Origin of the sequence: Haemophilus sp. SZY H36 (assembly GCF_018829625.1) — a bacterium.
GTDB classification, from domain to species: domain Bacteria; phylum Pseudomonadota; class Gammaproteobacteria; order Enterobacterales; family Pasteurellaceae; genus Haemophilus; species Haemophilus haemolyticus_K.
This window is the reverse complement of record NZ_JAHKKA010000001.1, coordinates 329,111-342,998: the sequence shown is the minus strand read 5'-3', so window position 1 is coordinate 342,998 and position 13,888 is coordinate 329,111. Positions and strand designations below refer to the sequence as shown.

Sequence of the window (13,888 nt, the reverse complement as noted above, 5' to 3'; positions counted from 1 at the left end):
TTAGAATCTAGTTAAATCCTCTGCAATTTCTTCAGCTTGTTTAATCACATAAGTTACCGCTTCTTCCTGTTTATCGGGTGGATATTTGTAGCGTTGTAGGGCGCGTTTAACGAGAATACGCATTTTTGCCCGTACCGCCTCTTTGTACTGCCAGTCGATTGTGACCGATTTTCTAAGTGTTCCCGTGATTTCTTTCGCCAGTTTAGAAAGCACATCATCGCCCATCAAATCTTTTGCACTTTGATTTTGAGATAGGGCTTCATAGAAGGCAAGTTCTTCCTTGGTTAATCCTAGTTTTTTCCCTAATGCTAAACGTTCTTGGAAATCTTGGCTCATTTTAAAGAGTTCCTCCAAAATCTCTAATACGCTCAAATTGTGGTTGTGGTATTGATTCAATGCTTCCTTCAAACGCTGTTCAAAATCTTTTTGCAAGGTTAAGTTTGTGCCTGATTTAACTTTAATTTCACTTGCTAAATAACGTTCCATTGCCGTAAGCCATAAATTTTTAGTTGGACTATTTTTAACAGTTTGTAAAAATTCCTCGGAAAGTAAACTGATTTGTGGTTGTGGTTTTTCTAGCAGATCAAATAAATCAATCACGCCTTCAGAATAGACGGCTTGATTGACCAATTTTTTCAATAAAATCTGTCTTTCATTAGAACCCGTACCATTTTGTCCACGCTTCGTGAGAATAGCGCGTACGGCATCATAAAAGGCGATTTCTTGGTTATACGGTTCAACTTCAGCCAATGAGCCGCATAGCATATAGCCTTTTTTCACCAATCCCGCTGCTTTCAAAAAGGCTTTTTTGCGTGGCTCGGTTTCTTTTTTATCAAACCAATGTTGCTCGTGTGCTTTACCATCAAACGGTAATTGATCAAGGCTTAAAATATGGTTGGCAGCAAAACGAATCGCCATCAAAAGATCATTCGGATTATCTTTTTCTAAGGCAATCTGAACATCAAAAGTTTTTCCTTCAACTGGCGTTGCAAACAGGCTGCGGATAACTTCTAAATGCTCTTTCATTTTAAAGAATACATCAATCACGCTATCAGCCAGTTTGCCCCTGCCTTGTGAATTAGTGTATTGCTGAGTGGCTTCTTTGAGCTTGTCAGCAATGCCTACATAATCCACAATTAAGCCGCCATTTTCTCGGCTTTTATTACGGAATACGCGGTTAACCCGCGCAATCGCCTGCATCAGGTTATGCCCCTGCATCGGCTTATCGATATACATCGTATTACAACAAGGCGCATCAAAGCCCGTCAGCCACATATCGCGCACAATCACTACTTTCAACGGATCGTTCGGGTCTTTAAAGCGGCGTTCCAGCGTTTGCTTTTCCTGTTTACTGTAAACGTGTTTCTGCATTTCCGGCGCATCGGAAGCCGAACCTGTCATCACAATTTTAATCGCGCCTTCGTTAATATTGTCCGAATGCCATTCAGGGCGCAGTTTGATGATTTCATTGTATAAGTCCACGCAAATTTGACGGCTGGAAACCACCATCATCGCTTTGCTATCGACGACTTCATTGCGTTTGGCAAAATGCTGCACAAAATCCGCGGCTAACTCCACTAAGCGAGCTTGCGAGCCTAGTAATTTTTCCTGCAAACGCAGGGAAGTCGATGGCTCCTCTTCTAGTAGAGCATCAATTTCTGCAAACAAAGCATCATGGTCTTTTTTATTTAAGCGGATTTGGCGAGCATCATCAAACACAATCGGTACAGTTGCGCCATCTTCCACGGCATCTTGCAAGTCATAAATGGACACATAGCGCCCGAACACATCTTGCGTATCTCTATCTTCTAGGCTAATCGGTGTACCCGTGAAGCCAATAAACGAAGCATTAGGCAGCGCATCGCGTAAATGGCGGGCGTAGCCTGCCTGAAATTTGCCGTTATGCAATTTTTGCGTAAAGCCATATTGACTACGGTGTGCTTCATCGCTGATCACAATAATATTGCTGCGCTCATTTAAAACAGGGAAGCGACTTTCTTCCTCATTGAGGGCGAATTTTTGAATCGTAGTAAAAAACACGCCGCCGACTTCATTTTGCGCAAGCAGTTGGCGCAGTTGATCGCGATCTTCTACTTGCTGCGGTGTTTGTTTGATTAAATCTTTGCCTGAAGAAAAGGTTTGGAAAAGCTGACCGTCCAAATCGTTGCGGTCGGTAACCACCACAATCGTCGGATTTTTCAATTCAGGCTGTGCAAGTAGTTTGCCGGCATAAAACAACATGGAAATTGATTTACCCGAGCCCTGCGTATGCCACATCACGCCAATGCGGCGGTCGCCTTTTTCTGAAGTCGCAAAAAGGGTGGAATCTACCGCTTCATTTACGCCGTAATATTGATGGTACGCCGCGATTTTTTTAATGATTTTACCGGTGGAGTCTCGCTCAAATAAAACGAAATAGCGGATATAGTCCAATAAATCCTCAGGCTTCATCAAGCCATTGAGCAGGCTTTGCAATTCATCATCAAAATATAAGCGCTCGCTTTTATTTTTTTCATCGACCACTTTCCACGGCGTAAAGCGTTGAAAATCTGCCGAAAGCGAGCCCAAACGTGCGGCAATGCCGTCTGAAATAATCAGGGCTTGGTTGTAAACAAACAGCTCGGCAATTTCATCTTTATAGGTTTCAAACTGATTAAACGCCTGCAATAAATCCGCCGATTCACGCAACGGATTTTTGAGTTCAAATACCACTAACGGCAGACCATTTACAAAGCCGATAATATCAGGAATCCGTTTTCCCCCTTTACGGCTGCGGATTTCCAGCTGATTGACGGCAACAAAGCGGTTGTTTTCCCAATGCTCGAAATCCACCAAGCGCGCCATCTCGATTTTCTGCTCACCGTCAGTCTGATATTCTACCCGCATGCCATCACGCAACAGTTTATAAAACGCCTGATTACGCACCACCAAGTCGCCAATATCGCTTTTCGTCGCCGATTTGACCACAGAATCCACCGCACTTTCAGGCAGCTGCGGATTAAGTTTACGCACCGCCGCACGCAGTTGTTCAATAAAGACTACGCCGCTTAAATCGCCACGGGCAAACTCACCTTCATGAACAGGCAAATCTTTACCATAGCGATATTCCCAACCGAGGGATTGCAGGCGTTGAAGGGTGAGTTGTTCGATGTCGTTTTCGTTGAGCATTTTATGATTCTCCACCATTTAATAATTCCAATAAGGCTTCAATGCTTTCATCATGATCGCCATCATACCAAATTGGAAAAATATTGGATTTTTGAAGTACTTTTCTGCGAGTTGTTCGTTCTTTATCAGATAGATTTTCACAAGATAAAAAAGCATAGTGTTTAGGTAGATTATCTTTGCCTCGTTCTTCAACAATTTCTGCCATACATTGTAATGTTCGATCTTTATCTAGGCTACAACCTAAAAATAGCAAAGATTGAGAAAATAATGATTCCATTACACAGGTTTTGAGGATATTGTGTTCGGAATAATGTCTTTGATAATCATCCTGGGTAAGTACTCTTTTGTTTTTACTTATAAATGTTCCGTGTAGCTTTAAAAGAATTCGATGGCCTTCTCCAAATAATTTTTTAAACTCTTCAGCATCAATACCACATAGTTCTTGATCAAAATGAATATCTTGATCTGCATATATTTTTTTAAGTAAATCATCGTAATTTGTTGTAATTATGGTTTCCTTAAAAAATTCAGGTAGTCTACATATAATTCCTTGTAGCTCTCCGAGATTTGGAGATTTACCAAATTGATTTTCTAAATGTTCTTGTAGATGACCTTCATCTACATCAAATAATAATTGTGCAGCTTCTTCGTATTCTCCTTTATGAATATGTTCTTCAAAAATAGAGAAATCTGCTCCTGATTCTTTTTGTACTTCATAAAGAAAACCTTTCCATGATGGAAATCCTGAAGGCATAGAAAGCCCAGCTCCAATAAATGGGGTTAGTTTATTTCTTCTAAAGATTTCTTTTAGCTTATTGAACCGTTGTTTATTATCTGCAATTTCTAAAATCTGATTAGCAGTGTCAATTGCTTGTTGTTTACGTTGGTTTTTCCAGTCTTGAAAGGCTAACTCATAAGTTTCAGGTTCTAGTTTAGATAAAATTTGGTCCCGAAGAAAAACACTTCCTCTGATAACTATTTCTTCTCCTTCTGAATTTAATTCTTCAATGAAAAGGCGCTCTAAATAATTGTTATTCATCACTCTCTCCATTTAGCAAATTAGGCAACAATAAATCTCTTATTTCAGCTAGTCTCTTATTTTCAATAGAGTTCGATAAAACTTTTTCAAAAGTATAAACAACCTTGTTATGGAAAATATCAATAATTTCTTTTGATGGTGTCATTATCTCTATTTTAGAGAATGTGCTTGTATTTAAATTTAAAGTTGCACTGCCACCACTTGCCAAATCTTTTAGATATTTTGTCATTGATGGCTGTTTTAACGATAAATATAAAAACTCAGAGGTTTGTTCATCGTTTGGAATAATTGAATTAATTTGCTGGTTTGTATGAGACGGCTTAGATGTCATTGAAACCAATCCGACCGTAGCAATACAACTTACACAAATACTTTTTGGTGGAATATATTTTTTAGATTGGGAATTTGCACCTGCTACACTCAAGTTATCTGTTGTTTGAGTAATAAATACTTGATTGTGCATATCTGGAATCTTAATAAATGGCACATCATTACCATAAAATTCTTTGTTAGATTTTGATGGTGTTTTTCCGCAGATAATTTGACCTAAATCTGATAAGGCTTTCAATTCCCACCCCTTCGGCACCTCCCCCCCATCAACTTCCACCATCTCACACGGAAACGCTTTGGCGGTTTCGGCTAATTCTGCGTAGCGTTCAGGTTGTGTTTGTGAAAGTGCGGTCAGTTCTTCGGGTGTTTTTCCGCTGATTGTCTGCATGACTGCCAGTTCCGCTTGTTCAAGGCTAAGGCCGTCTGAAAGGGCTTGGACTTTGGCACGCACGGGATCGAAATCGACAAACCAGCTTTTAAACAGGGCTTGGGCGATTTGTTCCAAGGTTTGGTTGATTTGGGTGTTGAGTTGGATTTTTTTATCTAATTCAGAAAGTATATCTGCAATTTCTGTTTGCTTTTCTAAACTAGGAATGTAGAAACAAAATTCTTTAATTGTTTTTGCACTAAGATTTTGTTGTGCAGCACCTGTAGCAAGACTTTGGATTTCTTTTTTATATAAACGTAGCAAATAGAAAATAAATCTATAATCAGCTTTTTTAGGATCTATAATCAATGCACAGCAAGCTTGATTACAAGCCATTTCTTTTCCTAAAACTCCAAGTTCTCCAACAGTAGCTCCATACATAGCTAGAAGAATTGTATTTACAGGGAGTAGTTTTGCAGATGATTTTCTAACAGCTTCTTCTGTTATTTTTTCTTCGCTTTCCCAAATATACCCATTGTTAAGTTCTTTAGTTTTAACCCAATTTATATTCCCGTTTTCATATAACTTGGGATTTTTTCTACTGGGTGTTCCGCCTGATGTTACCTTTAAACAAATTTCTTCTAAAGAATATTTATGCCAATTTTTATTCGAAGCTAAAATATTAAATATCATACCCCAATCCCCCTAAATTCTTCTTAATCTCCGCTTCCAATTCCGCACTTTTCGCAAATTGCTCCTTCAAAAGAGCGGTCAGATTTTGCATTTTTTCTGCAAATGGTACGCCGTCGTCTTCTTGTTCTGCAGTGCCAACGTAGCGCCCCGGTGTGAGGACGAAGTCGTTGTCTTTAATCTCTTCTAAAGTCGCGGATTTGCAGAAAGCGGCTTGGTCTTCGTAGCCGTCTGATTTTTGCCAAGCGTGGAGGGTATCGGCGATTTTGGCGATGTCGTCAGCGGTGAAATCACGCAATACGCGGTCTTTCATATAGCCGATTTGGCGGGCATCGATAAATAACACTTCGCCTTTGCACTTTTTGTTGCGGTTTAAGAACCAAATACAGGCAGGGATTTGGGTGTTGGTAAAGAGCTGGCCGGGTAGGGCAACCATACATTCGACCAAGTCGGCATTGATGATGGCTTTGCGGATTTCGCCTTCGTTATTGGTTTGGCTGCTCATGGACCCGTTGGCAAGCAATAATGCCATTTTGCCGTTTGGCGAGAGGTGGTAAATCATGTGTTGCAGCCACGCGAAGTTGGCGTTGCCTTTGGGTGGCGTGCCGTATGCCCAGCGTGGGTCGTCGGAAAGGGATTCGTTCCACCAATCGCTGATATTGAATGGCGGGTTTGCCATGATGAAATCCATCTTTTTATCGATGTGTTGCGGCTGCGTGAAGCTGTCGGCGTTATGTTCGCCGAAGTCGTAATCAATGCCACGAATCGCCATATTCATCGCCGCGAGTTTCCAAGTGGTTGGGTTGAATTCTTGCCCGTAGATGGAAACGTTGTTGATGTTGACTTGATGGGCGGTGATAAAGCGTTCGGTTTGCACGAAAAAGCCGCCGCTGCCCATGGCAGGGTCATACACGCGGCCGGAGTATGGCTCTAGCATTTCGACAATCAGAGAAACAATGGATTTCGGCGTAAAATATTGGCCGCCTCGTTTGCCTTCGGCTTGGGCAAATCTGCCGAGGAAGTATTCGTAAACGTGGCCTAGAATGTCTTTTGCGCCTAAATGCACGGGCTCGCCGTTGTAAGTCGGACGGGTAAAGTTGGTATCGGAGAAGAGGATAATCAGCCCGCGCAGGGTGTCTTCGTTTACGGCATAGCCGCTAATGCGTTGGAGTACGCCTTTGAGTTTTTCGTTGTCTTTTTCAATGGCATCGAAGGCATCGTCAATGAGTTTCGCCACGCCAGAAAATTTTCCACCCCAAGGCAATTCTGCCCCAGTGTTGAGAATAGAGACTTCTTGTAAGGCTTGCCAACGTGCAGAAGCTGGCACCCAAAATACGTTATCCGCGGTGTAATAATCACGGTTTTCTAGTTCTGCAGTTAAGGCTTCTTGATACTCTTCTTCAGTATCAAAAAAAGTGCGGTCAAGATAGAGGGGATTTTCAGCATCGAAAAGTTCCGCCTGAATTTTTTCCTGTTGATGAGTGAAACTATCAGAAATGTATTTTAAAAAGATAAGACCAAGAACGATATGTTTATAGTTAGCGGCATCAAGTTGTTGGCGGAGTTTATCCGCAGATGACCAAAGTTTTTCATCTAATTCATTTAAAAATGCTTGTTGTAATGCATGATTTTCATCGACAATCTTGGTCGTCTCGTCTCGTCTCGCTTGCATAAATTATGCCCTCTGTAAAGTGATTTTTATCGGAAGTTTGAATATTCAAACAAATTATCAGGTGTCATTTTATCGAAAAACAGTATCAGGTTGAAAGGGATTTTTGCGTGCTAAATCCAATGATTTCCAGTAGAATGGGGCGCTTTTATAAATAAGGAATAACTATGGCAAGAGAATTTAAACGTAGCGATCGCGTCGCTCAAGAAATACAAAAAGAAATAGCAGTCATTTTACAACGCGAAGTGAAAGATCCCCGTATTGGGATGGTGACGGTTTCTGATGTGGAAGTGTCGAGTGATTTATCTTACGCAAAAATCTTCGTGACTTTTTTATTCGATCACGATGAAACGGCAATTGAGCAAGGCATGAAAGGCTTAGAAAAGGCATCGCCTTATATTCGTTCATTACTAGGCAAAGCGATGCGTTTACGTATCGTGCCAGAGATTCGCTTTATTTACGATCAATCCTTAGTGGAAGGGATGCGTATGTCAAATCTTGTGACAAATGTTGTGCGTGAAGATGAGAAAAAACACGTTGAGGAAAGCAACTAATGTCTAGACCTCGTAAACGCTGGCGCGATGTTGATGGTGTGTTTTTGTTGGATAAACCACAAGGCATGTCATCAAATGACATCATGCAAAAGGTGAAGCGTTTATTTCAAGCGAACAAAGCGGGGCATACTGGCGCGCTCGATCCCTTGGCTACGGGAATGTTGCCGATTTGTCTGGGCGAGGCAACTAAGTTTTCACAATTTTTGCTTGATGCAGATAAGCGTTATCTTGTTACGGCAAAATTAGGCGAACGTACCGATACTTCCGATGCGGAAGGGCAAGTCGTGGAAACGCGTGAAGTTCATGTTGAAACTCAGCAAATTTTGACCGCACTTGAACAATTTCGTGGTGATATTTTGCAAGTGCCGACAATGTTTTCCGCACTAAAACATAACGGTAAACCGCTTTATGAATATGCTCGACAAGGTATTGCAGTTGAGCGTGAAGCACGCCCAATTAAGATTTTTGAACTCAATTTTATTGAATATAATGCGCCTTATTTAACCTTAGAAGTGCATTGTTCAAAAGGCACTTATATTCGCACTTTAGTAGATGATTTGGGTGAAGTGCTGGGTTGTGGCGCTCATGTGACAATGTTACGCCGTACAGCTGTAGCGGCTTACCCCGTAGCAGAAATGATTCCAATTGATGAGTTACAACTACTTGCTGAAAGTTTTCCGTTAAGTGAATTAGATCGTCTATTACTGCCAACTGATACCGCAGTAAGTAAATTGCCCGTTTTACGTTTGGATGCAGAGCAGAGTAAAGCTATTGGTTTTGGTCAGCGAGTGAAATTTGCTAACGACCAGCGATTAAGCGGTCAAGTGCGGTTATTTTCAGCGGAGAATTTATTCTTAGGCGTAGCCTTAATCGATGGAAATATTATTCGCCCACAACGGTTAATCACGCAATCTGTATAACTTAATTGCCTTTCCTATAAAATTCTAGTAATCTCATCTGTAATTAATTTTTTACAAATTGTGTAAAATAAATTTTGCAGGTGAGTTTTATGGAAGCCCTTAAGGATTTACGTTCTGAAATTGATTCGCTTGATCGCGAACTTATCCAACTTTTTGCTAAACGTCTTGAGTTGGTTTCTCAAGTCGGTAAAGTTAAACATCAGCATGGATTACCTATTTATGCGCCAGAGCGTGAAATAGCAATGCTCCAAGCGCGTCGTTTAGAAGCTGAAAAAGCAGGCATTTCAGCAGATCTGATTGAAGATGTTCTACGCCGTTTTATGCGCGAATCCTATGCCAATGAAAACCAATTTGGCTTTAAAACCATCAATTCTGATATTCACAAAATTGTTATCGTGGGTGGCTATGGTAAATTAGGTGGCTTATTTGCCCGCTATTTACGTGCATCTGGCTATCCAATTTCTATTTTAGATCGTGAAGATTGGGCGGTAGCTGAAAGTATTTTAGCGAATGCTGATGTCGTGATCGTTTCCGTCCCCATTAATCTCACCTTAGAAACAATTGAACGCTTAAAACCTTATTTAAGAGAAAACATGCTACTTGCAGATTTAACCTCTGTTAAGCGTGAACCGCTAGCGAAAATGCTTGAAATCCATTCTGGTGCTGTTTTAGGTTTACATCCAATGTTTGGGCCAGATATTGCAAGTATGGCAAAACAAGTGGTTGTGCGTTGTGATGGACGTTTTCCTGAACGTTACGAATGGTTACTTGAGCAAATTCAAATTTGGGGCGCAAAGGTTTATCAAACCGATGCCACAGAACACGATCATAATATGACTTATATACAAGCCTTGCGCCATTTTTCAACTTTCGCGAATGGTTTACATCTTTCCAAACAGCCCATTAATCTTGCTAATTTATTGGCGCTTTCTTCTCCTATTTATCGCTTAGAACTTGCGATGATCGGTCGCTTATTTGCGCAAGATGCAGAGCTTTACGCAGATATTATTATGGATAAGCCAGAAAATTTATTAGTAATTGAAACGCTAAAACAAACTTACGAAGAAGCCTTAACTTTCTTTGAAAATAATGATCGTCAAGGTTTTATTGAGGCTTTCCATAAGGTGCATAACTGGTTTGGCGATTATTCCGAACAATTCTTAAAGGAAAGCCGTCAGCTATTGCAGCAGGCAAATGACTTGAAGCAAGGGTAGTAAAGTGCGGTGAAATCTCACCGCATTTTTTACTGTCTCGCTAATCTTAAGTTTTCAGGTAAATTCTCAAAATTGGAACGGAATGGGTTGATGTCTAATCCACCACGGCGAGTATAGCGTGCGTAAACAGTGAGTTTTTCTGGTTTGGCGTAGTACATTAAATCGCAAAAAATACGTTCGACACATTGTTCGTGGAATTCATTGTGTTGACGGAATGATACAACGTAATGTAATAATTTTTCGTGATCGATTTTTTTACCAACATAGTGAATATACAAGCTACCCCAGTCTGGTTGATTAGTGATGAGGCAGTTAGATTTCAATAAATGGCTGACCAATTTTTCTTCGACAATTTCATCAGATACGCAATCTTTCAGCCAATCAGCGTTAAATTCGTAGCTGGTAATTTCAATATCTTGTTCATCAATGCAATCACCTTGTAAGTGATCAATTTTTTGAGAATCGTAAACTGCCACTGGATTTAACCGCACTTTTACATCACCTTGCGCACATTCGCTTAAATCGCGTTGCATAGTTTGTTGAACGGCATTGAAGTTGGCAAATTTGCTTTGGTTGAAGCTATTTAAATAAAGTTTAAAACTTTTTGACTCAATCAAATTTTGGCTTTGATAATCCAGATAAATATCTGCGATAGCTACTTGCGGTAAGCCTTTTTCGTTGAGCCACGAGATTTCATAAGCCGTCCAAATATCGGCACCAATGGTAAAAGGCTGGTTTTGAGTAATGCCCAATCCATCACGATTTAACGCGCGTGGCACAGGCTGTAATAAAGTGCGGTCATATTGAGAGGCGTATTCTGTTTTTTGACCGAGTTTTAAGGATTTTAAGCTGTTGTCTTGGTAATTCATTTTTTCTCCGATTAGGTGTTCGAATTTTGCAAATTTCGACACTTTATAAATTAATTACAAAAAATTCCACGATATATTCGAAACTAATCGACAGGTATCGCATTTAAAATGAAAGGTATCAAAAATCGCGTCTTTTAACGCCCAGTTTTCACCACAAGAAGGGCAGAAACGGGATTTTTCAGATTCTAAAGATTGACCACCTACACGATATAAATAATAGTAAGTCGGTATGCCCGTTTCTTTTTCTATTTCTTGTGCTAAATAGCGTCCGTGTTTTGAAAGCGTGCTTTGATACTCAGAAATTTCTGCCAAAGATTGTTGTTCTAATACCGCACCATTCATTTGTAGCTGATCGCAGGCTTGCCAATTTTCTTGCCATTTAATCAGATCTTGGCTTAAGTGCGGTTGATTTTTTAGTTGTTTATACAACGGGATTGGTGCGAAATTTTCTCCGCTATGAATTGGCGATCAACTTTGTAAATGGGTTGTGTAAAGCACTTGCCAATCTGGCGAGGCATTTTCTGCCGTTTGATCTGAATTGAAATCATCGCCCACAAGTTGAAAACCATCAAAAATTAGGCCGCACTTTTCGGCTTCTTGTAATGTACGATTCACTTCTGCGTTATTATTTTGCGGGAAAAGACTATCTTGCTCAGGGCAAATGACACGCATAGCAAAACCTTGTGCGCCATCTTCTTCTGCTAAGTATAAAGGAATTTCACGTCCGATAATTTGCCCGTTATACCGCCATTGATCGATCACTGCATTAAGTAAACGGCTTTGCAATTCAATGTTATTTTCAAGGGCAGTTAGGCGAAAATAGGTTTCGATTAAATACATAAATTTTTTAATTGCTGTCCGATTTGGTTTAAGCCGTTTAAACGCGTTTCGCTTAAACGTTGTGAAATGCCGAGTTCGCTAAAAAATGCAGTAATATCAAATGTATTCAATTCATCTGCTGTTTTGCCATTGATTTGATTGAATAAAATCCAAAGCAAGCCATTCATTATTCTGGCTTCGCTAAACCCTTTGAATTGAAAAGTGCGGTCATTTTTAGGAATAATTTGAAACCACATTTGTGCTTCGCAGCCAGTAATGGGTTGCATTTGAGCAAGTTCATCATCGCTTGGGCGAGGTAAATTTTTGCCAGCTTGAATAATCAGGCGATAGCGATCTTCCCAATTTTTAGCTTGTTTTAATTGTTCTATCATTGTAATAAATCCAGTGCTTTATCTAAAGCTGTAAAAAATGCCTCTACATCTTCCTGCGTATTATAAGGGGCAAAAGACAGGCGCAATGTTGTTCGTTCGCCTAAGCGTGCTAAATAAGGCTGGGCACAATGTTCGCCCACACGAAGCGCAATATTTTGTTCGCTTAAGAGCGTTGAAAGATCAGAACAGTCAATGCCGTCAAATACAAAGCAAGCGACGGTGCTTGGTTGAGGAGAATTGAATAATCGGCAATTCTCGTAAGATTTTAACCGCACTTTGACGGATTCAGCCAAGGATATAGCGTGCTGTTCTGCTGCGGTAAAATCCCATTTTTGTAACCAATCCAGTATGGCATTAAATCCGATAACCCCAGCAATATTGGGTGTGCCCGCTTCTAAACGATAAGGCAATTCGGCAAAAGTAATTCGATCATTTGATACACGATCAACCATTTTCCCACCGAAAAAGAGTGGTTGAAGTTGAGAAAGTGCGGTCAATTTTCCTGTTAAAACGCCAAGCCCATTTGGGCCATAAATTTTATGGGCAGAAAATGCGAGGAAATCTGCATCTAAATCTTGTAAATCGATTTTAATATGACTAATCGCTTGTGCTGCATCCACTAAAACCAACGCATTACTATGTTTTCTAATAAGTTGAATTAGGCGTTTAATCGGCTGTTCTGTGCCCGTGACATTTGAAACAAAATTCAGCGCAACGAGTTTTGTTTTTTCAGAAAGGGCAGAAATAAGCGCATTTTCATCAATTAGCCAATTATCTAAAATTGGTAAAACTCGAATTTTTGCACCGCACTTTTTCGCCGTTTCGTGCCAAGTGACAAAATTAGCATGATGATCTGCTTGGCTAATCAGAATTTCATCTTCTGCGTTTAATTGCGGCATCAATCCATTTGCCACTAAGTTTATTGCGTGAGTTGTACCCGACGTCCAAATAACAGCTCGTTTATCTTCAGCATTAACCCATTCTTTAACTTGTGTGCGAGCCTGTTCATATTGTGCCGTTTGCGCCGCATCATATTGGCTACGATGCACTGAACCCGCAGAAGCATAAAATTCAGCGGTGCGATCAATTAACACTTGAGGTTTCAACGCGGTGGCGGCGTTATCTAAATAAACAACCGCATCTTCACGTTGGAAATAGGGAAATTCTTGACGGAACGTTTGATAATCAAAATCCATATTGATTTTTCTCTTGTCTGCGCCATTGACTTGGTTCAATTGGATTATTGTCCGCCCAAAGACCAATTCGTTTGGCTTGTGTATTTTCTTGCGCTTGAAGATAAATCGGATCATGGGAATATTGCTTATAAGCCCATGCCATACCTTGTTTAACCATTTCTAAATTAATATTTTTATCTTGATAATAAACAATCGCCAATGTGCGTTGATAGCGATCTTGGCCTTTTAAAGAAAGGCGTACATCACGAAGATAAACCATATCAGATAACGCTTTTTTAGATTTTTGTCCAAAAGCTTGTTTTTTCTCTGGCGCATCAATTTCGGCTAGTCGCACTTTGATTTGCTTATTGCCTTTTGTAAGGCAAGTTAAAGTGTCGCCATCGCTGATACCCATAACACGACAATTACCTTTCTCACTGGAGCAAGCGGAAAGTACGGTTAAAAAAAGTAAAGAAATTAAAATTAAGCAGTTTTTCATCATTAACCTTGGTAAATTGGCGCTATTGGTGCCAATAAGCGTGTAGAGTATTCCATTTTATAGGTGATATAAATGTGGAGACAGATTGTTTAAGATTCATGGTTAATAAGGTGGAACATTGTAACAAATCTTAAGCCTGATGAATAATAGCTGGTGATTTGATTGTGTTTAACTTTTTGTAAT

The 13,888-nt window shown here is 40.2% G+C and carries 11 protein-coding genes and 1 pseudogene; 3 read left to right on the top strand and 9 right to left on the bottom strand.

The genetic code is table 11. The features are described from left to right. From KP713_RS01440 to KP713_RS01425, 4 genes are read right to left on the bottom strand one after another with little or no spacing between them, the layout of a single operon-like run. On the bottom strand, positions 1–3,168 hold the full coding sequence (locus KP713_RS01440) for a type I restriction endonuclease subunit R (RefSeq protein ID WP_215769636.1): 3,168 nt from the start codon (positions 3,166–3,168) through the stop codon (positions 1–3). 1 nt (position 3,169) lies between these two features. Then, positions 3,170–4,207: an SIR2 family protein gene (locus tag KP713_RS01435; protein WP_111407363.1), complete on the bottom strand. Its 1,038-nt coding sequence runs from the start codon at positions 4,205–4,207 to the stop codon at positions 3,170–3,172. Next, a complete protein-coding gene (locus tag KP713_RS01430; RefSeq protein ID WP_215769635.1) occupies positions 4,200–5,597 on the bottom strand; it encodes a restriction endonuclease subunit S in 1,398 nt (465 codons plus the stop codon). Before KP713_RS01430 ends, KP713_RS01435 begins: the two co-directional genes overlap by 8 nt. After that, on the bottom strand, positions 5,587–7,266 hold the full coding sequence (locus KP713_RS01425) for a class I SAM-dependent DNA methyltransferase (protein WP_215767749.1): 1,680 nt from the start codon (positions 7,264–7,266) through the stop codon (positions 5,587–5,589). Before KP713_RS01425 ends, KP713_RS01430 begins: the two co-directional genes overlap by 11 nt. Positions 7,267–7,430: 164 nt before the next feature. Between KP713_RS01425 and rbfA the strand changes: the two genes are divergently transcribed. The 3 genes from rbfA to tyrA all read left to right on the top strand — a co-directional run bounded on the left by rbfA (position 7,431) and on the right by tyrA (position 9,951). Beyond that, positions 7,431–7,817 (top strand): 30S ribosome-binding factor RbfA, encoded by a 387-nt coding sequence (gene rbfA, locus KP713_RS01420; protein ID WP_005628626.1) that lies wholly within the window; start codon positions 7,431–7,433, stop codon positions 7,815–7,817. Continuing rightward, positions 7,817–8,737, top strand: a complete 921-nt coding sequence (gene truB / locus KP713_RS01415; protein WP_215769634.1) for a tRNA pseudouridine(55) synthase TruB — start codon at positions 7,817–7,819, stop codon at positions 8,735–8,737. Before rbfA ends, truB begins: the two co-directional genes overlap by 1 nt. Before the next feature lie 89 nt (positions 8,738–8,826). Continuing rightward, positions 8,827–9,951 (top strand): bifunctional chorismate mutase/prephenate dehydrogenase, encoded by a 1,125-nt coding sequence (gene tyrA, locus KP713_RS01410; RefSeq protein WP_215769633.1) that lies wholly within the window; start codon positions 8,827–8,829, stop codon positions 9,949–9,951. Positions 9,952–9,980: 29 nt separating this feature from the next. Here the strand turns inward: tyrA and queF are convergent, their stop codons facing one another. The 5 genes and pseudogenes from queF to KP713_RS01385 all read right to left on the bottom strand — a co-directional run bounded on the left by queF (position 9,981) and on the right by KP713_RS01385 (position 13,705). Further along, positions 9,981–10,820, bottom strand: a complete 840-nt coding sequence (gene queF, locus KP713_RS01405) for an NADPH-dependent 7-cyano-7-deazaguanine reductase QueF (protein ID WP_215769632.1) — start codon at positions 10,818–10,820, stop codon at positions 9,981–9,983. A gap of 54 nt (positions 10,821–10,874) precedes the next feature. Beyond that, positions 10,875–11,660 (bottom strand): annotated as a pseudogene (locus KP713_RS01400) (Zn-ribbon-containing protein). Further along, positions 11,651–12,031, bottom strand: coding sequence for a SufE family protein (locus KP713_RS01395; RefSeq protein ID WP_215769631.1), 381 nt, complete (start codon positions 12,029–12,031; stop codon positions 11,651–11,653). The pseudogene KP713_RS01400 and the gene KP713_RS01395 overlap by 10 nt, the downstream one beginning before the upstream one ends. Further along, positions 12,028–13,227: a cysteine desulfurase gene (locus KP713_RS01390; protein ID WP_215769630.1), complete on the bottom strand. Its 1,200-nt coding sequence runs from the start codon at positions 13,225–13,227 to the stop codon at positions 12,028–12,030. The genes KP713_RS01395 and KP713_RS01390 overlap by 4 nt, the downstream gene beginning before the upstream one ends. Then, positions 13,217–13,705: a thermonuclease family protein gene (locus tag KP713_RS01385; protein WP_502793466.1), complete on the bottom strand. Its 489-nt coding sequence runs from the start codon at positions 13,703–13,705 to the stop codon at positions 13,217–13,219. Before KP713_RS01385 ends, KP713_RS01390 begins: the two co-directional genes overlap by 11 nt. Positions 13,706–13,888 lie beyond the last annotated feature (183 nt).

What these genes read in the sequence shown, in the direction of transcription:
- KP713_RS01440 (WP_215769636.1), bottom strand. Translation starts at nt 3,168, where the DNA reads ATGCTCAACGAAAACGACATCGAACAACTCACCCTTCAACGCCTGCAA.
- KP713_RS01435 (WP_111407363.1), bottom strand. Translation starts at nt 4,207, where the DNA reads ATGAATAACAATTATTTAGAGCGCCTTTTCATTGAAGAATTAAATTCA.
- KP713_RS01430 (WP_215769635.1), bottom strand. Translation starts at nt 5,597, where the DNA reads ATGATATTTAATATTTTAGCTTCGAATAAAAATTGGCATAAATATTCT.
- KP713_RS01425 (WP_215767749.1), bottom strand. Translation starts at nt 7,266, where the DNA reads ATGCAAGCGAGACGAGACGAGACGACCAAGATTGTCGATGAAAATCAT.
- rbfA (WP_005628626.1), top strand. Translation starts at nt 7,431, where the DNA reads ATGGCAAGAGAATTTAAACGTAGCGATCGCGTCGCTCAAGAAATACAA.
- truB (WP_215769634.1), top strand. Translation starts at nt 7,817, where the DNA reads ATGTCTAGACCTCGTAAACGCTGGCGCGATGTTGATGGTGTGTTTTTG.
- tyrA (WP_215769633.1), top strand. Translation starts at nt 8,827, where the DNA reads ATGGAAGCCCTTAAGGATTTACGTTCTGAAATTGATTCGCTTGATCGC.
- queF (WP_215769632.1), bottom strand. Translation starts at nt 10,820, where the DNA reads ATGAATTACCAAGACAACAGCTTAAAATCCTTAAAACTCGGTCAAAAA.
- KP713_RS01395 (WP_215769631.1), bottom strand. Translation starts at nt 12,031, where the DNA reads ATGATAGAACAATTAAAACAAGCTAAAAATTGGGAAGATCGCTATCGC.
- KP713_RS01390 (WP_215769630.1), bottom strand. Translation starts at nt 13,227, where the DNA reads ATGGATTTTGATTATCAAACGTTCCGTCAAGAATTTCCCTATTTCCAA.
- KP713_RS01385 (WP_502793466.1), bottom strand. Translation starts at nt 13,705, where the DNA reads ATGAAAAACTGCTTAATTTTAATTTCTTTACTTTTTTTAACCGTACTT.